Annotated in this window: 14 protein-coding genes and 1 pseudogene; 8 read left to right on the forward strand and 7 right to left on the reverse strand. The window is 75.7% G+C overall.

What is annotated here, in order from left to right; all coding sequences use genetic code 11:
- The 5 genes and pseudogenes from ABFY07_RS39690 to ABFY07_RS39710 form a co-directional block, all read right to left on the reverse strand.
- Nucleotides 1–588 (reverse strand): hypothetical protein (locus tag ABFY07_RS39690; RefSeq protein WP_346179126.1); only part of this gene is annotated, 588 nt, incomplete at its 3' end.
- The gene (locus ABFY07_RS39695; protein WP_065967409.1) at nt 585–872 is read right to left on the reverse strand and encodes a hypothetical protein; all 288 of its coding nucleotides are present in this window, start codon (nt 870–872) and stop codon (nt 585–587) included. The genes ABFY07_RS39690 and ABFY07_RS39695, both read right to left, overlap by 4 nt.
- A gap of 213 nt (nt 873–1,085) precedes the next feature.
- Nucleotides 1,086–1,571 carry a nucleoside deaminase gene (locus tag ABFY07_RS39700; protein WP_346179127.1) on the reverse strand — a complete coding sequence of 162 codons (486 nt, stop codon included), beginning with the start codon at nt 1,569–1,571 and terminating at the stop codon, nt 1,086–1,088.
- 298 nt (nt 1,572–1,869) lie between these two features.
- A pseudogene (locus tag ABFY07_RS39705) lies at nt 1,870–2,418 on the reverse strand (TerD family protein); the annotation flags it as partial.
- A gap of 175 nt (nt 2,419–2,593) precedes the next feature.
- Complete coding sequence (locus ABFY07_RS39710) at nt 2,594–2,971, reverse strand: hypothetical protein (protein ID WP_346179128.1); 378 nt, start codon at nt 2,969–2,971, stop codon at nt 2,594–2,596.
- A 328-nt stretch (nt 2,972–3,299) separates the two neighbouring features.
- Here ABFY07_RS39710 and ABFY07_RS39715 point away from each other — a divergent pair, with 328 nt between their 5' ends.
- Genes ABFY07_RS39715 through ABFY07_RS39740 form a run of 6 tightly spaced genes read left to right on the forward strand, consistent with a single transcriptional unit; the run spans nt 3,300 to nt 19,389 of the window.
- The gene (locus tag ABFY07_RS39715) at nt 3,300–10,850 is read left to right on the forward strand and encodes an SDR family oxidoreductase (protein WP_346179129.1); all 7,551 of its coding nucleotides are present in this window, start codon (nt 3,300–3,302) and stop codon (nt 10,848–10,850) included.
- A 5-nt stretch (nt 10,851–10,855) separates the two neighbouring features.
- Nucleotides 10,856–15,571: a beta-ketoacyl synthase N-terminal-like domain-containing protein gene (locus tag ABFY07_RS39720; RefSeq protein WP_346179143.1), complete on the forward strand. Its 4,716-nt coding sequence runs from the start codon at nt 10,856–10,858 to the stop codon at nt 15,569–15,571.
- 56 nt (nt 15,572–15,627) lie between these two features.
- On the forward strand, nt 15,628–15,957 hold the full coding sequence (locus ABFY07_RS39725; RefSeq protein ID WP_428837093.1) for a phosphopantetheine-binding protein: 330 nt from the start codon (nt 15,628–15,630) through the stop codon (nt 15,955–15,957).
- A gap of 5 nt (nt 15,958–15,962) precedes the next feature.
- On the forward strand, nt 15,963–16,883 hold the full coding sequence (locus ABFY07_RS39730) for an alpha/beta fold hydrolase (RefSeq protein ID WP_346179130.1): 921 nt from the start codon (nt 15,963–15,965) through the stop codon (nt 16,881–16,883).
- Nucleotides 16,880–18,169, forward strand: a complete 1,290-nt coding sequence (locus tag ABFY07_RS39735) for a glycosyltransferase (RefSeq protein WP_346179131.1) — start codon at nt 16,880–16,882, stop codon at nt 18,167–18,169. The genes ABFY07_RS39730 and ABFY07_RS39735 overlap by 4 nt, the downstream gene beginning before the upstream one ends.
- A complete protein-coding gene (locus tag ABFY07_RS39740) occupies nt 18,166–19,389 on the forward strand; it encodes a class I SAM-dependent methyltransferase (RefSeq protein WP_346179132.1) in 1,224 nt (407 codons plus the stop codon). The genes ABFY07_RS39735 and ABFY07_RS39740 overlap by 4 nt, the downstream gene beginning before the upstream one ends.
- 90 nt (nt 19,390–19,479) lie before the next feature.
- Here ABFY07_RS39740 and ABFY07_RS39745 read toward each other — a convergent pair whose 3' ends face one another.
- Nucleotides 19,480–20,052 carry a DUF1360 domain-containing protein gene (locus ABFY07_RS39745; protein ID WP_346179133.1) on the reverse strand — a complete coding sequence of 191 codons (573 nt, stop codon included), beginning with the start codon at nt 20,050–20,052 and terminating at the stop codon, nt 19,480–19,482.
- A gap of 105 nt (nt 20,053–20,157) precedes the next feature.
- Nucleotides 20,158–20,442, reverse strand: coding sequence for a hypothetical protein (locus ABFY07_RS39750; protein ID WP_428837094.1), 285 nt, complete (start codon nt 20,440–20,442; stop codon nt 20,158–20,160).
- Between the two features lie 240 nt (nt 20,443–20,682).
- On the opposite strand from ABFY07_RS39750, the gene ABFY07_RS39755 reads away from it, so the two are divergent.
- Complete coding sequence (locus ABFY07_RS39755; RefSeq protein ID WP_346179135.1) at nt 20,683–23,343, forward strand: alpha/beta fold hydrolase; 2,661 nt, start codon at nt 20,683–20,685, stop codon at nt 23,341–23,343.
- A gap of 52 nt (nt 23,344–23,395) precedes the next feature.
- Nucleotides 23,396–24,250 (forward strand): ABC transporter permease, encoded by an 855-nt coding sequence (locus ABFY07_RS39760; protein ID WP_346179136.1) that lies wholly within the window; start codon nt 23,396–23,398, stop codon nt 24,248–24,250.
- The last annotated feature ends 71 nt before the right edge of the window (nt 24,251–24,321 follow it).

Here is a 24,321-nt window from a genome sequence, read left to right on the forward strand (position 1 = left end):
CGTCGTGGGGAACCAGGCGGCCAAGCCTCCCGAACCATGATCGGCAGCCCGATGAAAGCCACACCCGGTTCCCCTGGGCGCCACAACCCTACGAATGGCTGGGGCAGACCCAGGAAGAAGGTAGAGCTCGATGACCCCCTTGGCGCCGAGCCCCAGCAACAGTGCCTTGGCGAAATTGGGATCGCCCGCCTGAGCGCCGTACTTCTGGAGCTGGGACAGCGCCTTGGCGTCGCCCTGCGCCGCCTTTTTCGCGAGTTCCGCCGCCTTGCCGCCGTCCATGCCGGCCTGCAGAGCGCGAATGTCGTCGGGAAGGTCCCACAGCGTCCCCGTCGGCGTCCACTGGGGAACGTACGCCGTGGTCGCCTGGAGATGTTGCAGGATCGCCTGGCGGCGCCTGAGGTCACTGGCCTCCGCGCGCATCCGGCCGGCCATGCCGCGCAGCCGTGTGGCGGGCCCGACGGGCAATTGGGCCTGGCTCAGCTCCCATTGCAGCGCCTGGGCGCACTGTTCCACCTGCCCGCAAGCGGCCGTGAACCGGGCCACCATCTGGTCGAAGGCGGGCTGCTTCACTCCGACCGCGCCGCTCATCGCAGCCCGCTCAGCTCGGTGCGCAATGCGGCGACCTTACGCCGGGCGCTTTCCACCGCTTCGCTCAGGGCGCCCTGCAGTTCCCCTTGGTGTGCGGCCGCGGCGGATCCGAAGGCCTGCCCCTTCGGGCCGAACCAGGCGCCGCCGTTCATGGCGGCGCAGGCCGAGGCGAGAATGCCCCAGTACTGGTCCGACAGGGCCTGGATGCGATTCAGCGCGCCCTGCGCCTGATCGATCTTCTCTTGCAGTTCTCGCTTTCGGGCCTGCAGGTCCCCGTCAGCCACGGCAAAGCTCCCCGTACCCCAACTCGATTTCCCGTTCTCTTTCCTCGGGCCACGCCACGCGGCTCAGGGGGAAATTCTGGCGTCGGGGTGATCGGGCGTCATTGGCACCGGGCGCACGGTCCTTGGCCTGCGGCGCACCGCGCGCCGGCGGGGCCCGCTCACGGGGTGAGGAGGAGCGGGCCCGGGGCTGCTTTCAGGAGCCTTCAGGGGCTTTCAGGTGCGTGCGGAGTCGTGGAAGCGGCGGTGCAGTTCGCGTATGCGCTCGGCCAGGTCGGGGACCGGCCCCTCCACCACGGCGCCCGGGACGACTTCCCGGATGGGCAGGGTCCGGACGGGCGGCGCGGGGACCCCGAGGTCGCCGAGCCAGGCCGCCAGTTGCTCGGACGAACTCGCGTACACGATGCGGCCGAGGCCGACCCAGCCGTGGGCCGCGGCGCACATCGGGCAGTGCTCGCCCGAGGTGTAGACGGTGGCCGCGGCGCGCTCCTCGGGGGTCAGGTGCGCCGCGGCCCAGCGCGCGATCTCGAACTCCGGGTGGCGGGTGTGGTCGCCGGACGCCACGTGGTTGTGGTCCTCGAAGAGGACGGTCCCGTCCGCGGCGACGAGCACCGACCCGAACGGCTCGTCGCCCGCCTCCAGGGCCTCGGTCGCCAGCTCCACGCAGCGGCGCAGTCGGCGCAGGTCGGCATCGCTCACCATGGCGGCCTCCTCAGGAAGTGATCTTCGCGGCATGCTAGGGGGTGTCTTGTGGATCAGGCTGGATCAGCGAGCGGCGTCAGGGGGCACCGCCCAGCGGTAGCTGGGGGAGCGTCCAGCCGCAAGGCGGAGGAGGAGAGCGCAGCGGCGCTGCGTGCGACGACGACAACGCAGCCGGGGGCACCTCCCGGGCGAAGCCTGGGGGCGGGCGTGCCAGGCGTCGGGAGCCCAGCATGATCCACAAGACACCCCCTAGATCGTCACCGCGCGCGAACGCATCCGGATTGCGGCCGACCGGTGGTCAGGAGTAGTTCTTGCCCATCAGCGAGGAGAATTCCTCCGGGTCGGTGTCGAATCCGCGGACCCCTTCGTGGAATTCCCACTCGCCCGAGCCGCTCCGGGTGAATTCGGCGATCGTCGCGGCCTTCGCGCCCAGCGCGCCGATGAAACTGCTGTTCACCAGCTCGGTGATCCCGTCGGCTATCCGGAAGCTGCAGTTGGCCACGTCGCTGAAGGTCTTGGGACCGTGGTTCTGCTGGATGGCCACGCCCACGACCACCCGCCGGTAGTCGGGGGCCAGCCGGCCCAGGTCCAGGGTCATGACCTCGTCGGCGCCGAAGCCCTGGCCGGTCTGGCTGTCCCTGTTGAGGGTGATGGTGCCGTCGGGCGACCGGCTGTCGAAGTGCACCAGGTACGCCGGTTCACCGTACGGGTCCGCCGCGGTGTAGGTCGCCGCGACGATGTCGAGATCATGGGCGGGCTGCCCCAGCGGGCTGGGGTCCCACTTGAGCGCCACCTGGACCTTGCTCGGACCCTTGTTGAGGCCGGTCACCTGACTCCCCTTCCCGGAATTGAGCCGACGGAATTCCCGCGCGCTCGGATCCCTGGTGTCTCAATCCCGCTGCCTGGTACTGCGGTTGTCGATTTTATCAGCGGGCTCCCGCCGGGAACGGCGGAACACGGCGGCCGGGCGCCCGCGGCCTCTCCCGGCCCACGCGTTACCGGCCCCCGCCCGCCTACGCCTGTCAGCGGCCGTCACCGGCCGGGCCCCGCTGGACGAGCTGCCGGCGCAGCCGCACCAGTTCGCCGTGGCCGTGCGCCGCGTAGGAACCGGTCAGCCGCCCCGCCTTGGAGAGCCTCAGCCGGTACGGGATGACGCCGGCGAGACGGAGCACGGCCGCCAGGGGGGCCAGAAGCAGCCGCAGCAGAAGTTCGGCCAGCCAGAAGGGCGTCATCACGGCGAAGACGAGCAGGAAGGGCAGAGCGATGATCGCGGAGATCGGATCGTCGCCCAGGCCGCTGGGAGCGTGCTCGAAGGCTACTTCCGGTTTGACCCACCGCGGCCACGCCAGCCTCTGCTGTCGCAGCCGCCACTTGACTCCGGATCCGTCTTTCCACCGCACCCGGGCACCTTATAGGCCCCATCCGGCCGCCTCGTGGCCGGGGCAGCCCGCCATGTGGCCGAATCGGCGCGTTCATCGAATGGAAATCGATGGCCGGCACGGGGATGGGGTTCTGCCCTTGTTTGTCGCAAGCGAGCCGTTCGCTCACCTCGGCCGGTTCGGGACCGATCACCGATCCGGCGGCGGTGTCGGTCTTGACGTTCCATCAGAGCCGTCGTGTAATTCATGCTCGCGTCGCACCCCGGCGGAAATCAGAAGCCATACCTTCGCTGCACGTGCCGGGAATGATCTCCCTTTATCCCGCTCCGCCGATTTTTTCGGAGAAGCCATGAGATCTGCTGCCCGGCTCGGCGACCTCGTCATCGGCATCACCCCCTTCGGACGGCCGGACGCCAGGCTCGCCGCGGCGGTCGGCCGCGCCGGCGGGCTCGGGGTCCTCGACCTGGGGGCCGGGGACCGGTCGGCCCGGGAGGCGCTGGAGCGCCTGCGGGAGTGGGCGCCCGACGGCCGCTACGGGGTGCGGGTCGGCCCCGGCTGCCGACTGGCGCCGGCGGACCTTGTGGCGGACCGCGGTGGAACGGAGGACCACGGTGAGGCGGGGGCCGGAGGTGGGACCGGGGCCGGAGGTGGCGGCGGGGCGGGCCCGGACACGGTGGTCCTCGCGCCGGACTCCCCCTGGGGGGTGGCCGACGCCGTGGGCCACCGTCGCGTCCTCGCCGAGGTCACGGACCTGGAGGAGGCGCTCGACGCCGTACGGGCCGGCGCGCACGGTCTGATCGCCCGGGGCGGCGAGAGCGGCGGCCGGGTCGGGGCGCTCGGCACATTCGTCCTGCTCCAGCGATTGCTCGCCGAGCCGGGGGTGTCCGTACCGGTGTGGGCCTGCGGCGGGATCGGCGTCCATACGGCCGCGGCGGCGGTCGTCGGCGGGGCGGCGGGCGTCGTGCTGGACACCCAGCTCGCGCTGCTCGCCGAGTCGGGGGTACCGGAGGAGACGGCCGCCGCGATCCGCTCCCTGGACGGCTCGGAAACCGTCGTGGTCGACGGCCACCGGGTGCTGCGCCGCCGGGTCCGCGGGTCGGGCGCTCCCGATCCGCGCGTTCGCGATCCGCGCGCCGGCGCGCTACCCGTGGGTCAGGACGGCTTCCTGGCGGCGCGCTTCGCCGAGCGCCATGGCGACGTGGGCCGGGCCGTCCGGGCCGTGGCCGAGGCCGTGCGGGGCGCCGTACGGGACGAGCGCGCCGCCGCGGCGCTGCTCCCGGGCTCCCCGATGGGGGTGGCGCTCGGCACCCGGCTGCCGGTGGCACAGGGGCCGATGACCCGGGTCAGCGACGGCGCCGGGTTCGCCGCCGCGGTCGCGGCCGAGGGGGCCCTGCCGTTCCTGGCCCTGGCCCTCGCCGGGCGGGAGCGGGCCCGCGCCATGCTGGCGGACGCGGCGGCCGCCCTCCCCGGGCGCCCGTGGGGGGTCGGGGTGCTCGGCTTCGCCCCCGAGGAGATCAGACAGGCCCAGTTGGAGGCCGTACGGGAGATCCGGCCCAGCCACGCGATCATCGCGGGCGGGCGGCCCGCCCAGGCCGAGGCGCTGGAGCAGGCCGGAATCGCCACCTTCCTGCACGTCCCTTCGCCGGGCCTGCTGGCGCAGTTCCTGCGGTCCGGCGCCCGGCGGTTCGTGTTCGAGGGGGCCGAGTGCGGCGGACACGTCGGGCCGCGGAACAGCTTTCCGCTGTGGGAGGCCCAGATCGCGGTGATCGAGGACTTCCTCGACGAGGCGGGCCGCGACGGGGGCGCGGCCCGGACCGAGGGCAGGGGCGTCCCGGCGGCGAGTTCGGTCCGGACCGAGGGCGGGGACGCGGGCCGGATCGAGGTGTTCTTCGCGGGCGGTGTCCATGACGAGCGGTCCGCCGCGATGGTCGCCGCCCTCGCCGCCCCGCTGACCCGGCGCGGCGTGGCGGTCGGCCTCCTGATGGGCACCGCGTATCTCTTCACCGAGGAGGCGGTCGCCCACGGCGCCGTCCAGCCGCTCTTCCAGCGCCAGGTGGTGACGGCGCGGCGCACCGCGCTGCTGGAGACCGCTCCGGGGCACGCCACCCGCTGTGTGCCCAGCCCGTTCACCGAGGAGTTCGAGGCCGTCAAGGAGCGGTTGCGCGAGGAGGGTGTCCCCCAGCGGCAGGTGTGGGAGCGGCTGGAACGGCTCAACGTCGGCCGGCTGCGGATCGCGGGGAAGGGGGTCGAGCGGGACCCGGGCGGCGCGTTGGTGGCGGTCGGGGAGCAACGTCAACTCAGGGATGGCATGTTCATGGCAGGGGACGTGGCCGTGCTGCGCTCGGACACCACCACCGTCGCCGCCCTCCACCACCGCGTCGCCCCGGCCGCCGCCGACTTCTTCCGCACCGCCGCGGCCGCGCTCCGCGAGCGCCTGGGCGAGGCCGCGCCCGCGCCGGCGGAGCGGGACGCGCCGCCGCCCGTGGACGTGGCCGTGGTCGGCATGGCGTGCATGTTCCCCCAGGCCCCCGACCTCGCCACGTTCTGGGCCCATGTGGTCGGCGGCGTCGACGCCGTCACCGAAGTGCCCGCGTCGCGGTGGGACCCCGCCGTCCACTATTCCGCCGACCAGGACGGCGCCACGGTCTCCAAGTGGGGCGGCTTCCTGCCCCCCATCCCCTTCGACCCCCTCCGCTACGGCATCCCGCCGGCCTCCCTCGGCAGCATCGAGCCGGTGCAACTGCTCGCGCTGGAGGCCGCGCGACGGGCCCTGGAGGACGCCGGGTACGCCGCCGTGCCCGACGACCGCGGCGGCCCCCGCGTCGCCGCGTCGCCGAGCGGTTCGCAGGTCGGTTCGCCGGCCGGTGGCCGGGCCTTCGACCGGTCCCGTACGTCGGTCGTCTTCGGCGCCGAGGCGGGCAGCGACCTGTCCAACGCCCAGACGCTGCGCGCCGTGCTGCCGTCCTACCTCGACACGGTCCCCCAAGGCCTCGCCGAGCAGCTGCCCGAGCTGACCGAGGACTCCTTCCCCGGCATGCTCGCCAATGTGATCGCCGGGCGGATCGCCAACCGGTTCGACCTCGGCGGCGCCAACTACACGGTGGACGCGGCCTGCGCCTCCTCACTGGCCGCCGTCGACGTGGCCTGCAAGGAGCTGGTCACCGGCGGCAGCGACCTCGTGCTGTGCGGCGGCGCCGACCTGCACAACGGCATCAACGACTACGTGCTCTTCTCCTCCGTGCACGCCCTGTCCCCCACGGGCCGCTCGCGCACCTTCGACGCCTCGGCGGACGGCATCGCGCTCGGCGAGGGCGTCGCATGCGTGGTCCTCAAGCGGCTGGCGGACGCCGAGCGCGACGGCGACCGCGTGTACGGCGTGATCAAGGGCGTGGGCAGCTCCAGCGACGGGCGGTCGCTCGGGCTCACCGCGCCCCGGCCCGAGGGCCAGCGGGCCGCGCTGGAGCGCGCCTACCGCAACGCCCGGATCTCCCCCGCCGACGTCGGCCTCGTCGAGGCCCACGGCACCGGCACGGTCGTCGGCGACCGCACCGAGCTGTCCATCCTCACCGAGGTGTTCACCGCCGCCGGGGCCACGGCTGGCGGTTGCGCGCTCGGCTCCGTCAAGTCGCAGATCGGGCACACGAAGTGCGCGGCGGGTCTGGCGGGGCTGGTCAAGACCGCGCTGGCGCTGTACACCGGCGTCAAGCCGCCCACCTCGCACCTGCGCCGCCCGAACACCTCCTGGGACGCGCGGAGCAGCCCCTTCGCCTTCCACACCGAGGCCGCCCCCTGGGTGGCGCCGCCCGCCGAGCGGATCGCCGGGCTCAGCGCGTTCGGCTTCGGCGGCACCAACTTCCACGTCGTCCTGGCCGCCCATGACTCCGGGCCGCCCCCGGCCCACGCCCTGGACGCGTGGCCCGCCGAGCTGTTCACCTTCCGCGGCACCGACCGGGCGGCCGCCCTCCGCGCCGTCGAGGAGACCCTGGCCCTCGCCGAGGCGGCCGGGCCCGGGGAGTCGCCCTGGCGCCTGCGTGACCTCGCCCTCGCCGCCGCCACCCGCGCCGAGACCGCCCAGGGCCCGGTCCACGCCGCCGTTGTGGCCGCCACCCCGGGCGGCCCCACCGGGCTGGCGGCGCAACTGCGTCGCGTCCTGGTGGGGGAACACGACCCCGCCGCGGGAATCCACCTGGCCGCCCCGGAGGGGGCGAGCGGCCCGGAGGGCTGTAGCGGCCTGGAGGGCAGTGGTGCGCCGCGTGGCGACAGCCCGCAGGGCGTTGCCGCACCGGACGGCGGTGGCGGGCCGGAGCGCAGTGGTGTGCCGGACGGCGGTGGCGGGCCGGAGCGCAGTGGTGTGCCGGACGGCGGTGGCGGGCCGGAGCGCAGTGGTGTGCCGGACGGCGGTGGCGGGCCGCGCGAAGACGGCCGCTCGGGCGGCGGGGGCGGTCTCGCGTCTGCGCCCGGCAAAGTCGCCTTCCTCTTCCCGGGGCAGGGCAGTCAGCGGCCCGGCATGTTCGCCGATCTGTTCGTCGCCTTCCCCGAACTCCACGGCCTCGCCCGGCTCGGCCGGGCCCACGCCGCTGTCCTCCACCCGCCGGCCGCCTTCGAGGAGGCGGAACGGGCCGCGCAGCGGGACAGGATCACCGACACCCGGGTGGCCCAGCCGGCCCTCGGCGTCGTCGGCCTGGCCGCGCACGCGCTGCTCACCTCAGCCGGTGTCCGCCCCGCCATGGCCGCCGGGCACAGCTACGGCGAGCTGGTCGCGCTCTGCGCGGCGGGCGCGCTCGCCCCGGCGGCCCTGCTGGAGCTGAGCGCCGAGCGGGCCTCCGCGATCCTGGACGCGGCCCGGGACGCCGGTCCCGAGCCGGGCACCATGGCGGCGGTGACCGCGAGCCGTGACGACGTCGAACGCGTCCTGCGGCAAGGCGGCCTCGGCGACCGGGTCGTGGCCGCCAATCACAACGCGCCGCGCCAGACCGCCGTCTCCGGGCCCCGGCAGGCCGTGGACACCGCCATCGAGCTGCTCCGGGACGCCGGGTACTCGGTGAAGCGGCTCTCGGTGGCCTGCGCCTTCCACAGCCCGCTGGTGGCCGCCGCCGGCCGCCGGTTCGCCGAGGCGCTCGGCCGACAGCCGGTACGTCCGCCCGAATACCCGGTCTGGGCGAACCGCACCGCCGCCCCGTACTCCGGCGACGCGGACGCGATCCGCGCGGAACTGGCCGCCCAGATCGGCGCGCCGGTCCGCTTCGTCGAGCAGATCGAGGCCATGTACGAGGCCGGGGCCAGGGTGTTCGTCGAGGCGGGGCCGGGCACCGTGCTCACCCGGCTGGTCGGCGAGATCCTCGGCGACCGCCCGCACCGCGCCATCGCCTTCGAGGGACGGCGCGCCGGCGCGCGGGGCGCGGCCGTCGGCGGCGGCCCGCGCGGGCTGTACGGCTTCCTCGACGCACTGGCCCAACTGGCCGTCGCCGGGCTTCCGGTGCGCACCGGTTGGCTGTTCCGCGGCCGCGACGCCGTGGACGCCGGCCGCGCCCCCGCGCGGAAGCGGCCCGGCTGGACGGTGGACGGGCAGCTGGTCCGTACCGCAGCGGGGGAACTCCTGCCCGGCGCCCTGGCGCCGGCCCGACGTGTCGTGGAGGCGACGGTGAGCCAGACGGACCGGGACGCGCTGATCCTGGAGTTCCTGAGGACCAGCCGCGAGATGGTCGCGGCGCAGCGCGATGTGCTGCTGACCCACCTGGGGGCCGTGCCGGGCACCGGCCCCGCGGCGCCGGCGGCGCCGCCCGGGTACGGGGTGGCCGGTTCGCTCGCGCAGGCCGAAGCGGGTGTCGGCACCGGTGTCGGCGCCGGCGTCGGTGTCGGGGTCGGGGAAGCGAGCACGGCCCTTGCGCCGCGGCCGGTGAGCGCCGCGACGGCGGCCCTCGCCGAACCGGGGGCACCCGACGCGCCGGTGGCGGTCACCGAGGCCGAGGTGGCAGGGATGGTCGCCCGGATCATCAGCGAACGCACCGGATACCCGATCGACATGATCGAGCCGGATCTCGATCTGGAGGCGGACCTGAGCATCGACTCGATCAAGCGGGCCGAGATCGCGGGCGAGCTGGCGATGCGCCTGGGTGTGGGCGGCACCGGCCGCGACGGCGCGGCCGCGCTCGCGGACGAGGAGCTGGAGGAGCTGACGAAGGCCCGTACCACCGCCGCGGTCACCGCCTGGCTCACCCCGCGCCTCGCCGCCGACCCGGCGCAGGAGAGCCCGGCGCCGCTCGCGGCCACCGTCGTCCCCGACGACAGCGGACCGCGCGTCAGCGGCAGCCCGGAACCCCCCGTTTCCGGGCCGGCCTCCCCCACCCTCACGGGCGTGGCGCCCCAGCGCATGCTGCTGCGGGCCGTACCACTGGCCGAGGCCAGAGCGACCGATGAGCCCTCGGCCGTCCTCGCCGGGCGGCGGTTCGTGCTGCTGGGTGGGGACGAGGCCGTGGCCGAGGCGGTCGGCGGGCGGTTACGCGGGCACGGCGCCGAGGCGGTGGCCCTGGCGGGCGGGCATCTCCTCGGCGAGGACGACGGCCCCGTGGACGGGGTGGTCCTGCTCCAGCCGTGGGGCGGATCGGGCGCGCCGGTGCTGCCCACGGCCTACCCGGTGCTGCGGGCGGCCCTCGGGCGCCGCCCGCGGTGGCTGGTGGCCGCCCGGCGGACGGACCCGCTGGATGTCGGGACGGCGGGGCTGCACGGCCTGTTCCGCACGGTCGCCCGGGAGTACCCGGACACGGCCGCCACGGTCGTGGACCTCCCCGCCACCGCGTCCGCCGCGGACGCCGCCGACGCGCTGCTGGCCGAGGTGCTCGCCCCCGACCACCCGCCCGTCGTGCTGCGCACCGCCGGCGGACGGCGCGGACTCGAACTCACGGAGAGCGGACTGGGGATCCTCGGCAGCTCCGGCGCGGGGCCCGCCGGGGACGGGGCCGCGGAGGCGGCGGCCATCGGCCTCGACCACGACTCGGTGGTCGTGCTGGTCGGCGGGGCGCGGGGGATCACCGCGCGGTGCGCGGCGGCCCTCGCGGCGGCCGCCCGTTGCCGCATCGAACTGCTCGGCCGCACCCCCGCCCCCACCGGCCCGGAGGACCCGGCCACCGCCGGGGTCCGGGACGAAGCCGCCCTGCGCGCGGCGCTCGCCGCGCGGGGCGGCGGGAAGCCCGCGGAGATCCAGCGGGAGGCGGCCCTGATCCTGGCGCGCCGCGAAGTGGCCGCCACCCTGCGGGAGCTGGGCGACCTCGGGGCCCGGGCGCGCTACCGGTCGGTCGATGTCCGCGACCCCGACGCGGTACGCCAGGCCGTCAAGGAGATCCACGCCGACCACGGCCGGCTGGACGGTGTCGTCTACGCGGCGGGCGTGATCGAGGACCGGCTGATCGAGGAGAAGTCCGCCGAGTCCTTCCAGCGGGTGTTCGACACGAAGGCGGGCGGGGCGCGCACCCTCCTGGACGCGCTGGAGGAGCTGTCGACCGGCCCGGGCGGGCCCGCCGCCGGTCCGGGGGTGCCGTCGGGCGGGCCGGGCGGAGGTCAGGGAGGGGGCGGCGGGCCGGCGTTCGCGGTGCTCTTCGGCAGCGTCTCCGCCGTGCTCGGCAACCGCGGCCAGGCCGACTACGCGGCGGCCAACGACGCGCTGGAGGCCCTCGGCGCGCGGTGGGCGGCCCGCACCGGCGGCCGGGCGCTGACGGTCCACTGGGGTCCCTGGGCGCCCACCGGCGCGCACGCAGGCATGGTCAGCCCCGCGCTCGCGCGCGCCTACGCGCGGCGTGGCGTCGAACTCATCGACCCCGAAGAGGGGGCGCTGGCGCTGCTGCGCGAGCTGGCGTGGGGCGGGGAGTCGGCCGGGGTCGTGGTCTACACCGCGTCGGGCTGGTGACGACCGTGGCGTACGACGACCACGGTGGGGCGGCGCCGGGCAGAGGCGGCCGTACGCCCCCGGTGGCGATCGTCGGGATGGCCGTGCTGCTGCCCGGCGCGCCTGATCTGCCGACGTACTGGCGCAACCTGGTGTCCGGGGTGGACGCGATCAGCGAGGTGCCGGCCCGGCGGTGGGACGCCGCGTTCTACGCCCCCGGGGGCGGGCGCGGCCCGGCCGGCCAGGGCGCCGACCGGGTGTACTGCCGCCGGGGCGGGTTCGTCGACGACCTGGCCGAGGTGGAGGTCACCCGCTTCGGGATCATGCCCGCCTCCGTACCGGGCACCGAGCCCGACCAGTTGATCGCCCTGCACGTCGCGGCCGCGGCGGTCGCCGACGCGGGCGGCGAGCGGCGGCTGCCCGACCGTGGACGGGTCGGGGTGGTGCTGGGCCGCGGCGGCTACCTCACCCCGGGTCTGGTCCGCCTCGATCAGCGGGTACGCACCGCCCACCAGCTCGTACGCACCCTCGGCGAGCTGCTGCCTGCCCTCGGCGCCGACCAGTTGGAGCGGGTGCGCGAGGCGTTCACCGAGCGACTGGGCCCCGACCGCCCCGAGGCGGCCATCGGCCTGGTGCCCAACCTCGCCGCCTCGCGGGTGGCCAACCGGCTCGACCTCGGCGGCCCCGCGTACACCGTGGACGCCGCCTGCGCCTCCTCGCTCGTCGCCGTCGACCAGGCGGTGGGCGAGCTGGCCTCCGGGCGGTGCGACATGATGCTGGCGGGTGGGGTGCATCACTGCCACGACATCACCCTGTGGAGCGTCTTCGCGCAGTTGCGCGCGCTCTCGCCGAGCGAGCGCATCCGCCCCTTCCACCGTGAGGCCGACGGGATCCTGATCGGCGAGGGCACGGGCGTCGTGGTGCTCAAGCGGCTCGCCGACGCGCGGCGGGACGGGGACCGGGTCTACGCGGTCATCAGGGGCACCGGGGTCGCGGGCGACGGGCGCGCCGCGGGCCTGGTCAACCCGGACCCGGGCGGCCAGACGCGGGCGGTGCGGCAGGCGTGGCGGGGCGCAGGGCTCGACCCACGGGAACCCGGCTCCCTCGGGTTGCTGGAGGCGCACGGCACCGCGACCCCCGCGGGCGACGCGGCCGAACTCGCCACGGTGGCGGAGGTCTTCGGCGCCCCGACCGGCGACGGCGCCGACCGGGCCGTGATCGGGTCGGTCAAGTCGATGATCGGCCACACCATGCCGGCGGCCGGGGTGGCGGGCCTGGTCAAGGCCGCCCTGGCGGTCCACCACGGCCTGCTGCCCCCCACGCTCCACTGCGACGACCCGCACCCGGCCCTGGCCGGGACCCGCTTCCGTACGATCGGCACCGCCGAGCCCTGGGAGAGCGCCCCGGCCACGCGGGTGCGCCGCGCGGCGGTCAACGCGTTCGGCTTCGGCGGGATCAACGCGCATGTGGTGCTGGAGCAGGCACCACCGGGGGCGGCGTGGGCCCCGGCGCCCCCAAGCCCCCGGCCATCGGAAGGGGCCGGTGCGGCGGACGGGGCCCGGCCGGGTGATGGCGCCCCCCGTGTCCGGGTCGTTGAGCCGGAGCGGGTGGTGGCGCTGGTCGGGGGGACGGCCGAGGAGTTGGGCGCGCGGCTGGCGGCGGAGGACGCGGTCCTGCGAGAGGCCACGCCCGGCGAGGGGCCCGGCGCCGCGGGCCGGGTTCGGCTCGGTGTCGTCGGGCCGACCGCGAAGCGGCTGGCATTGGCGCGGCGGGTGGTCGCCAAGGGGTGTTCGTGGAGGGGGCGCGGTGATGTCTGGTTCACGCCCGCTCCGCTGCTGAGCGAGCACGCCGCGGCGGGGCCGGGGCGGGTGGCCTTCGTCTTCCCGGGGCTGGAGGCCGAGTTCGCGCCCCGGGTGGACGGCGTCGCCGAGTACTTCGGGCTCTCCCCCGCCCCCGCGGGGCCGGCCGACGGTCGGGTGCGGGTCGGCGATGTCGGCCGCCACGGGGTCGGCGTGTTCGCCGTCAGTCGCCTGCTGGACGGCGCGCTGCGGCACATGGGGGTGGTCCCGGACGCGGTGGCCGGGCACAGCGTCGGCGAATGGACCGCCATGGTGTCCGCCGGCCTGTACTCGGGCGCGGCGGTCGACGAATTCCTCGGCTCGTTCGACCCGGACGCCCTGCGCGTGCCCGGGCTGGCCTTCGGTGCGCTGGGGGCGTCCGCCGAACGGGTGCTGGCCGCGCTCGCGGAGACGGCGGGCGGCCGGGTCGTGCTCTCCCACGACAACGCGCCGAGCCAGTCGATGGTGTGCGGGCCGCTGGCCGATGTCGAGGCGTTCGTGCGGCGGCTGCGCGCCGAGGGGGTGCTCGGGCAGGTCCTCCCGTTCCAGTCCGGCTTTCACACCCCGATGCTCGCGCCCTACCTGGGGCCGATCAGGGCCGCTGCGGAGCGCTTCGAGCTGTACCCGCCGAGCGTGCCCATCTGGTCGGGCACGACCGCGGCACCGTATCCGCCCGGCGAGGCCGACGTACGGGAACTGTTCATCCGGCATCTGCTTGAGCCGGTGCGGTTCCGGCTGCTGACCGAGGCTCTGTACGAGGCGGGGTTCCGGGCGTTCGTGCAGGTGGGCCCGGGTCAGTTGGCCGCGCTCATCGGCGACACGCTGCAGGGGGCGGAACATCTGGCGGTGGCCGCCGACTCGCCGCACCGCGACGGCGTCGCGCAACTGCGACGGGTGGCCACCGCCCTGTGGGTGGAGGGCGCCCGGGTCGACCCGTCGCTGCCTCGCCCCTCCGCCGGGCCTGCGACCACTCCTGCCCCGACCGCCGCCCCGGCCCCGGTTACCTCCGCCTCCGCCTCCGCCTCCACCATCACCGCGGGGCCGAAGCCCGTACCGCTCGACCTGGGCGGTGCGCTGATCTCCCTGGACGAGCGACGACTCGCCGGCCTGCGCCGCGCCTTGGCCTCGGCCTTGGACGACGTCGGTGCCGGAAGCGCCGCTGCCGATGTCCCCGCCTTCCGCGCCGAGGACGCGTCCACGCTGGACGCGATGGCGGAGCGGTTTCCGGTGGCCGCGGAGCTCGGCGCGCTGCTCCGGGAGACGGCCGGCGCCGCGGCCGAGCTGATCGCCGTCGCGGGCCGCGCGGGCGGACCGCCGGCCCCGCGGCCCCCGGCCCCCGTCACGCCACCGTCAGCGCCCTCGCAACCGCCGCCGGCCCCGCGGCCCCCGGCCCCCGCCGAGCCCTCGCGGAGGACCTGGCGCACCGTGCTGCGCGTGTCCACCGACACCATGCCGTACCTGCGTGACCACTGCTTCTTCCGGCAACACCCCGACTGGCCCGACGAGTCCGACCGGTGGCCGGTCGTCCCGGCCACCACCATCGTCGGGCACCTCATGGACGCGGCGGAGCGGGCCGCCCCCGGGCGGCGCGCGGTCGCCGTGCACGGGGCCCGGTTCGACCGGTGGGTGACCGCCGCGCCGGCCGCGGAGGTGGCCGTCACCGTGGCGCCGTCGCCCGACGGCCCGGACCGGCTGGCCGTGGACTTCGGCCGCAGCGCGCACGCCACGGTCCAGCTCGCGCCGCGCTACCCGTACCCCCGCCCCGAGCCCTGGCCGGCCGACCCGGCCGCCGAACGCGCCCCCGACCACACCGCGGCGCAGCTCTACGACGAGCGCTGGATGTTCCACGGTCCGGCGTTCCAGGGGGTCAGCGAGATCACCGCGATCGGCGCGGCGCGGGTGCGCGGCGTGATCACCACACCGGCCGCGCCCGGCGCGCTGCTGGACAACGTCGGCCAGCTGCTCGGCTACTGGCTGATGGCGACCCGCACGGAGCGGACCGTGGTGTTCCCCGTCGGCATGCGGCGCATCCGCCTCTTCGGACCGCATCCGCGTCCCGGGACCGCGGTGGAGTGCCTGATCAGGGTTGTCGCGCTGACCGACACCACGCTGGAGGCGGATGTTCAACTGCTGGTCGGCGGGGAGGTGTGGGCCCGGATCGACGGCTGGCAGGACCGGCGTTTCGACAACCACCCGACCACGCGGCCCGTCGAACGCTTCCCGGAGCTGAACGCGCTCTCGGAGCCGCGGCCGGGCGGCTGGGTGCTGCTCCACGAGCGCTGGCCGGACCTGGCGTCCCGTGACCTGATCATGCGCAACCACCTGGGCGGCGTGGAGCGCACGGCGTACGAGCGGCATGCGCCGCGCGGCCGGCGGCAGTGGCTGCTGGGCCGGATCGCGGCCAAGGACGCGGTGCGGCGGTGGCTTTGGGCGCATGGGGAGGGCCCGGTCTTCCCCGCCGAGGTCCAGGTGTGCGAGGACGCGCGGGGTCGCCCGTACGTCCTGGGGGCGCACGGGCGGACGCTGCCCGCGCTGGACGTCTCGCTGGCGAGCCGGGCGGAGGCCGGGGTGGCCCTGGTGGTGCCGCGCCCGCCGGGGCGTGGGGGTGGCGGGCCCGGCCCCGGCATCCGCATCGAGGAGTTGACGGGCGGGACGGCCGGGTTGGAGGGCACCCTCCTGCGCGCGGTGCGGGGGGCGGTGGCCGAGGCGGAGGGCGTCGTCGGCGGCGGGCCGGGCTTCACCGTGCTCGACGCCGGCCCGGGGTGGCTGCTGGCCGAGGTGGCCTCCGCGGCCGGCCGGCCGCGCCGCTACCGGGTGCACAGCGTGCGTACGGCCAACCCTCCGGGGTTGCCCAGCCGGGACTACGTCGTGGCCTGGACCACCGGCCCGGCGGACGACGAGTGAGGAGACCGACCCGTGAGCGACGCGCGCGCGGGCGGAGAAGCTGACGAGGAGGCACCGTGAGCACCGCCAAGCACACCGTCCCTGCCCCCGCGGCGGTCGACGAGGAGACCGTCTTCGCGGAGATCGCCGGCATGCTCCGGAGCATGCTCGACGAGTACGGCCTGGACGACATCGAGATCGCCCCGGAGAGCCGCTTCATGGAGGATCTGGAGCTGGAGAGCATCGACCTGGTCACCCTGGCGGGACATCTGCAGGCCCGGTACGGACGGCGGGTCAACTTCGCCGAGTTCGTGGCCGGGCTGGAGCTCGACGAGATCATCGACCTCAGCGTGGGCCGCCTCGTCGAGTACGTCGTCGGTTGTCTGAAGGCCGGCGAGGGGAGCTGACCGCGATGGCCATGGTCCACACCGGCGGACCGGACGGCGTCAGGCTCCATGTGCAGCGGCTCGGCCCGAAACAGGGCGGGCCTCACCAGGACCGCCCCGGCCGGGGCGGTGCCGCCCCCACCGCCGTACTCCTGCACGGCCTGCTCACCGACAGCCTCGCCGCCTACTACTTCACCGTGGGCCCGGGCCTCGCCGCGGCCGGGGTCGACGTGATCATGTACGACCAGCGGGGCCACGGGCGCAGCGAGCGCCCGGCCGGCGGCTACCGGCTGGAGATGTTCGTCGGGGACCTGGAGCGGCTGCTCGACCGGCTGGGGATCCACGGCCCGGTGCACCTGGTCGGCAACTGCTTCGGCGGGACGGTGGCCTTCTCGTACGCGGTCCGCCATCCGGAGCGGGTGGCCGGCCTGTCGCTGATCGAGTCGGAACCGGCCACCGGCGCCTGGGCGGCCAAGCTGGACCGGCTCCTCGGCTACGCGGCCGCCCAGCTGTCGGAACACGAGTCCGACGCCCTGGCCTGGATCGACGCCCACCACGGCGGGCACACCGCCCGGCTGGCGAGGTCGGCGGCCCGGCTGGTGCGCACCACCTCCATCGCCCGGGACATACCGTCGAGCGCGGTGCTGGACGAGGGGCGGATCCGCTCCGCGCGCGGTCCGGTCCTCGCCCTCTACGGCGCCGATTCGGACATGGCCGCCCAGGCGCCGTGGCTGGAGTCGCTGCTGCCGAGCACCCGCACGGTGATCGTGCCGGGGCATGAGCACTCCGTGCTGGTGGAGGTGCCCGCCTTGGTGCTCGGACACGTCCTCGCCCACGTCCTCGAGCACGACCGGGACGGGGTCCGGGAGCCCGGCGGGAGGCCCGGCGGGAGGCCCGGTGGGAGGCCGCGGGTGGCGGCTCTCGCCGGGCTGGAGACGGCCCCGTGAGCGGCGGCGGACGCCGTTTCCTGTTCGTCGTGCCGCCGCTCGTCGGGCACATCAACCCCACGCTCGGCGTCGGGGCCGAACTGGCCGCCCGGGGCCACCGGGTGGCGTGGGCCGGGGTGCCGGAGGTGGTGGGGCGGCTGGCCGGGGAGGGGGCGGTGGTGTTCCGCTGCGCGGGGCCCGCGCTGGGCGAGGGCGGCGCCGATGCCGTACGCCCCGCCGATGTGCGGGGCCCCGAGGCGCTGAAGTTCCTGTGGGAGCGCTTCCTGGTGCCGCTCGCCGAGGCGATGGCCCCGGGGGTGCGGGCGGCCGTCGAGGAGTTGCGGCCTGATGTGGTGGTCGCCGACCAGCAGGCGGTGGCCGGTGGGCTGGTCGCCGAGCGGCTGGGCGTGCGGTGGGCGACCTCGGCCACCACCTCGGCCGAGTTCGCCGGGGCGCTGGACGGCATGCCGAGGGTCGCCGCCTGGCTGGAGGGGCTGCTGGAGGGGTTGCGCGGCCGCGTCGGCGACCCGGCCGGGACGGCCGATCCGCGCTTCTCGCCCCATCTGGTGCTGGCCTTCACCACCGAGGAGCTGGCGGGGCGGCCGACGCGGGCCGCCGGGCGGATCCGCTTCGTCGGGCCGTCGATCGCCGCCCGCCCGGCCGCTCCGGACTTCCCCTGGGAGTGGCTGGACCCGGCGCGCCCGGCGGTGCTGGTCACCCTCGGCACGGTCAACGCCGAGGCCGGGGCCCGCTTCCTGTCCGTCTGCCGGGAGGCCGTGCGCGCCCGCGCGGGCCGGCTGCAGGCGGTCCTCCTCGACCCCGCGGGCACCCTGGACACCGGACCGGACGCGCCGCCGGGCACCTGGCCCGGCGCGCCCCTGGACGACGACGTCCTGGTGGTGCGCGAGGTGCCCCAACTGCCGCTGCTGGCGCGGGTGGCGGCCGTCGTGTGCCATGCCGGGCACAACACCGTGTGCGAGGCCCTGTGGCACGGCGTACCGCTGGTCGTGGCGCCCATCCGGGACGACCAGCCCGTCGTGGCCGGCCAGGTGGTGGCCGCCGGGGCGGGGGTGCGGGTGCGGTTCGGCCGGGTGACGGCGGCCGGGCTCGGCGAGGCCCTGGACACCGTCCTGTACGAGCCGGGCTGTCGCGCGGCGGCCGAGCGGGTCGGGGCGTCCTTCCGTGCGGCCGGGGGCGCGGCCGCGGCGGCGGACCATCTGGAGCGGCTGGCCGCGTCGGCCGTCCCGGGCGCACCGCCGCCCGTACCTCAGCCGGGTCCCGTGGCCGTCCCGTTGGAGGAGAGATGAGCAGCGGCGTCGAACGGTCCCCCTCCCCCGGCCCGGCCGGGGGGCACCTCCCCGGGGCAGCGGGGGAAGAGCCGAAGGGGCGCGCCGCCGTGGACGGGGCAGGCGGGGGCCGTGGCGCCCCGGAGGCCGGCCCATCCCGGAAGGAGGGGAACCGGGCCACGAAGAAGGAGACCCGCGCCGCGGCCGTCGCCGCGTCGCGCCCCCGCTATGCGGAGGATCTCGCGGGGGGCACCGAGCGGTTCTTCGAGCCGCGCCGGGCCGACTGCCCGTGGTGCGGCTCGGCCCGGCTGGAGGGGCGGCTGCGCACCACCGATCTCTTCCAGCACAAGGCGGGCCGCTTCGCGCTGGACCGGTGCCTGGACTGCGGGCATGTGTTCCAGAACCCGCGGCTGAATCCCGTGGGTCTGGAGTTCTACTACCGGGACTTCTACGACGGGCTGGGCGAGCGGGACATCGGCGGGCTGTTCGCCGGACGGCGCAGGGCGTACGTCAAGCGGGCCGAGTCGCTGCGCCCCTTCGCTCAGGCGCCGGGGAACTGGCTGGACGTGGGCACCGGGCACGGCCACTTCTGCGAGGCGGCCCGCGCGGTCTTCCCCGGGACCCTCTTCGACGGGCTGGACCTGAGCGCCGGGGTGGAGCTGGCCGAACGGGCGGGGCGGGTGGCGCGGGGCATCCGCGGCGGCTTCGTGGAGCGGGTGGCGGAACTGGCCGACGGCTATGACGTGGTGAGCATGTTCCACTACCTGGAGCACAGTACGGACCCCCGCGGGGAGCTGCGGGCGGCCCATCGCGCGCTGCGTCCGGGCGGGCATCTGCTGATCGAGGTCCCGGATCCGGAGAGCCGCTTCGCCCGGCTGCTGGGCCGCTGGTGGCTGCCGTGGCTGCAGCCGCAGCACCTTCATTTCGTGCCGGTGGCCAATCTGCGCCGGGAGCTGTCCGGGCTGGGTTTCACCGTCGTCGCCGAGGAGCACGCGGGGCCGCACGACCCGGTCGATCTGCTCGGCGCGGTGTGGCTGCTGCTGAACGCGGTCGCCCCGCCGGACGACCTGCCCTGGCTGGCGCCGCCGGGCCGGCTCCGCCGGCTGCTGCGCACGGCGGTCCTGCTGGCGGGCGTCCCGGCCCTGTTGGCGGCCACCGTGCTGGACCGGCTGCTGGTCAAGCCGCTGGCCGGGCGCGGCCGGCTGGCCAACGCCTACCGGGTGCTCGCCCGGCGCGACTGACCGTTCGTGGTGAGTAGGTGAGTAGGGGACAGCGACACGCCGTCGCGACGGCGTGTCGCTGTCCCCTACTCACCACAGACGCGGCCTGCTTCAGTCGGCTCCGTCCCGCTCCCGCTCCACCATCGCCGCGTAGGCGAACTGGAGTGCGTCCGCGCCGGCGACGGCGGTCAGCGCCGCCGTCGCCAGCCGGGTGGCCCTCGGGCACAGCACAAGCCCGGCCGTGACCGTGGTGGCCACCCACATGTCGGTGCAGAAGGGGCAGGTGATGAGCTCGCCGACCGCGCGCCGGCCGCCCTCGCCGCGCGCCTCCTCGCTCAGCTCGGCCGCGCCCGCGCCGCCGCGGGCGACGGTGAACGGCACGCGCAGCGGGCTGGCCACCGTGCTCTTGGTGAGCAGCCTGCTCAGCCGGAAGGTGGCGACGGCGCACAGGGCCAGGTCCCAGGGGTCGACGCGGGACGGCAGCCGACGCCCGGTCAGCCGCCCGGCCCCGGCGAGCGCCGCGACATACGCCCCGTAGCCGAGCATGGCGGCCGCGTACCGCTCGGGGGCGTGTCCGCTGTCCCCCGCGTACGCCGCCTTCTGGCCCCGGAGGGCGGCGGTGAGCCGCCCGGCCCAGTTCGCCGCCGCCCCGGCCGGCCGCCCCCTGCTCTCGTTCCTGTCCATGCGCCCATCTTCACGCGGGGCGGGGCGGCGGCCGGGGCGCCACGCGGTCGGGCCCCGCCGCGCCGACGGCGGACCGGCGGCGCGGCGGGGAGGCGCGGGGGCGGGTCAGCGCTGCTCGTAGCGGATGAGGGAGCGCACCATGCGGCAGGTGGTGTCGGAGGGCGGGCGCACCCCGATCCGGGCCGCCGTGGTGCGTATGGTGCGGTTGGGCGCCTGCTCGGGGCGGTAGACCCCGGAGTTGAGCAGGGCGATGGCCAGGCGCATGGCCTTCAGCCGGCGGTGGTGGGACTCGTACCACTCGCGGGGGCGTCCGGCGGGCACCCGTTTCGTCGGGAGGGTCGCATAGCTCGGCAGGTCCGGGACAGGTGTGACGGCAGCGGCCATCGGCATCCTCCAAAGGAGGTCGGGGACCCTTGTTCTTGACCCCTCCATTCTACTGCCGGGCACTGACAAAAGCCCCTGGCCACAGGCGGTTTGAGGGGTTCCGGAAGAGCGCCGGGGCAGGCCCGGGGGGCCGCTGGGCCGTACCGCGACCGTGGTACGGGGGCGGGCAGGGTACTCCCCGGGGAGGGCCGCGGAATCCACCCGGTGTCAGCGGCCGCGTCGGCGTGCCCCGCTTAGGGTGCAGGCATGATTCTGCGAAAAGCCCGGTCGCGCGGCCGCCGGCTGCTGGTGTCGGCGGGGGTCGCGGTCGCCGTGCTCGCGGGCGCGGGCACCTGGGCGGCCGTCGCCGCGGACGACCCCCCGTCCGTCCACCGCGAGGACCGGGTACTGGACATGCCCGGGGCGCACATCGACACCTCGTACTTCACCGCGGGTTCCGGCCGCAGGCCCGCGGTGCTGCTGGCCCACGGCTTCGGGGGCAGCAAGGACGATGTGCGGGCGCAGGCCGAGGAGCTGGCCCGCGACGGATACGCCGTGCTGACCTGGTCGGCGCGCGGCTTCGGCGCGTCCACGGGGAAGATCGGGCTGAACGACCCGGGCGGCGAGGTGGCCGACGTCCGGCGGCTGATCGACTGGCTGGCCAAGCGGCCCGAGGTGCGGCTCGACGCCACGGGCGACCCCCGGGTGGGGGTGGCCGGCGCCTCGTACGGCGGGGCCGTGTCGCTGCTCGCCGCCGGGTACGACCGGCGCGTCGACGCGATCGCGCCCGCCATCACCTACTGGAACCTGGCCGACGCGCTGTTCCCGAACGGCGTGTTCAAGAAGCTGTGGACCGGGATCTTCTTCACCACCGGCTCGGCGGACCCCGCCGCGGAGCCCCGGCGGGGCGCCTCGGGCTGCGGCCGGTTCGAGAAGCGGCTGTGCGAGATGTACGAGCGGGTCGCGGTGGCCGGCAAGCCGGACGCCGCCGCGCGGCGCCTGCTGGAGGCCCGCAGCCCGTCCGCCGTGGCCGACCGGATCAAGGTCCCGACGCTGATCCTCCAGGGCCAGACCGACTCCCTCTTCCCGCTCGACCAGGCGGACGCGATGGCCAAGGCCATCAAGGCGGGCGGGGCGCCGGTGGCCGTCGACTGGATCGCCGGCGGACACGACGGGGGCGAACCCGAGACCGGGCGGGTCCAGGCGCGCACCCGGGCCTGGTTCGACCGCTATCTCAAGGGCGACAAGGGCACCGACACGGGGCCGGCCTTCCGGATCACCCGCACCGGCGGGTTCGACTCCACCGACGGCGCCGCCCTGCTGCGGGGCGCGACGGCCGACAGCTACCCAGGGCTGACCGGCGGCGGGCGGACCGTACGGCTGGGCGGCGGCGAGCAGTCGTTCGCCAACCCGGCGGGGGGCGGGCCCTCGGCGGTCTCCTCGGTGCCCGGGATAGCGGGTCTCTCCCAGGCGTCGTCGCTGGGCGTCGGGGTGTCGCTCGACTTCCCCGGCCAGTACGCCCGCTTCGACTCCGCGCCGCTGCGCCAGTCGCTGCGGATCACCGGCTCGCCCTCGGTCCGGGTGCGGGTCAAGGCGGACGCGCCCGACGCGGTGCTGTTCGCGAAGGTGTACGACGTCGGGCCCGACGGGAGGCAGGTGCTGCCCGAGCAGCTGGTCTCCCCCGTGCGGATCACCGGCGCGGAGCGGGGCAGGACCGTCGAGGTCCGGCTGCCCGCCGTCGACCACGAGGTGGAGGCGGGCCACCGGCTGCGGCTGGTGCTGGCCGCCACCGACCTGGGCTACGCCTCGCCGGTCGAGCCCGCCGCCTATACGGTCGGGCTCGCGGACGGCGCCCTGACCGTGCCGACCGCACCCGGTGTGCGCACCCAGCCCGCCCCGCTGCCCGCGTGGGTGTGGGGGCTGCCGCTGGTGGCCGCCGTGGTGGCGCTCGGGCTGCTGCTCACCGGCAGGCGGCGCACGGCCGCCCCGGCGCCCGACCCCGAACTGGCCGAGGTGCCGCTGCGGATCACGGGCCTGAGCAAGCGGTACGCGAAGTCGGTGGACCGGTACGCGGTCCAGGACCTCTCCTTCACCGTGGAGAAGGGCCAGGTCCTCGGGCTGCTCGGGCCCAACGGCGCGGGCAAGACCACCACCTTGCGCATGCTGATGGGGCTGATCACCCCCGACAGCGGGGAGATCCGGGTGTTCGGACACACCATCAGGCCCGGCGCCTCGGTGCTCTCCCGCGTGGGCGCCTTCGTCGAGGGCGCGGGTTTCCTCCCGCACCTCACCGGCCGGGCCAACCTGGAGCTGTACTGGCGGGCCACCGGCCGCCCCGCCGAGGACGCCCACCTGGACGAGGCGCTGGAGATCGCGGGGCTCGGCGACGCGCTGGAGCGCGCGGTGCGCACCTACTCCCAGGGCATGCGCCAGCGGCTGGCCATCGCCCAGGCCATGCTGGGCCTGCCCGATCTGCTGATCCTGGACGAGCCGACCAACGGCCTGGACCCGCCGCAGATCCGCGAGATGCGGGAGGTGATGATCCGGTACGCGGCGGCGGGCCGCACCGTGATCGTCTCCAGCCATCTGCTCGCCGAGGTCGAGCAGTCCTGCACGCATCTGGTCGTCATGGACCGCGGCCGGCTCGTCGAGGCGGGCCCGGTGGAGGAGATCGCCGGCACCGGCGACAGCCTGCTGGTCGGCCACGAGGGCGAGCTGAGCGACGCCCTGGTGGAGAAGGTGGCCGCGCTGCCCGGCGTCGCCTCCGCGGCGCGCAGCGGCGACGGGCTGCTGGTACGTCTCGAGGGCACCGGCCCCGCCCAACTGCTGGCGGAGCTGGTGCGGCTGGAGATCCCGGTGACCAGCTTCGGGCGGGGCCGCCGCCTGGAAGACGCGTTCTTGACCCTGATCGGAGGAGGGGCCGCATGAGCGCGGCGACGAAGGAAGCGCGGGAGCGAGCAGTGACGAGGGGAGGCGCACTGTGAGTTCTCTGAAGGAAGCGGCGCCCGGGCACCGTCCGGGCCGCACCCTGCCCCTGCGGGTCGAGGCGATCCGGCAGTTGCGCAGGCGCCGGACCCTGGTGATGGCCACGGTGCTGGCCGCGCTGCCGTTCGTGCTCGTCGCCGCCTTCGCGCTCGGCGGCGCCCCCGAGGGGCGCGAGAACCGCACCACGTTCATGACCACCGCCACCGCCTCGGGGGTCAACTTCGCGGCCACCGCGCTGTTCGTCTCGGCCGCGTTCCTGCTGGTGGTGCCGGTGGCGCTGTTCTGCGGGGACACCGTCGCCGCCGAGGCCAACTGGTCCTCGCTGCGTTATCTGCTGGCCGCGCCCGTGCCCAGGACCCGGCTGCTGCTGAGCAAGCTGGCGGTGGCGCTGGGGTTCAGCGCGGCGGCGATGGTGCTGCTGCCGCTGGTGGCGCTGGTGGTGGGGACCGTGGCGTACGGCTGGGAGCCGCTGCGGATCCCGACGGGCGGGTCGCTGGCGACGGGCGAGGCGGTGGGCCGGCTCGCGGTGGTGGTCGCGTACATCTTCCTGTCCCAACTGGTCACCGCGGCGTTGGCGTTCTGGCTGTCCACGGTCACCGACGCCCCGCTGGGCGCGGTCGGCGGGGCGGTCGGGCTGACGATCGTGGGCAATGTGCTGGACGCGGTGACCGCGCTCGGCTCGTGGCGCGACTTCCTCCCCGCGCACTGGCAGTTCGCGTGGATCGACGCGCTCCAGCCCCATGCGGAGTGGAGCGGCATGGTGCAGGGCGTGTCGGTCTCCGTCGCGTACGCGCTGGTGCTGTTCGCGCTGGCGTTCCGGGGGTTCAGCCGCAAGGACATCGTGTCCTGAGGCCCCGTCGGCGCCGGTACCGTTCCCGCCGGTGAGCGCGCCGGGGCGTCATGACATCCTGAGATGTTGTG

The organism is Streptomyces sparsogenes subsp. cuspidosporus (genome assembly GCF_039532705.1).
Lineage (GTDB): Bacteria > Actinomycetota > Actinomycetes > Streptomycetales > Streptomycetaceae > Streptomyces > Streptomyces sparsogenes.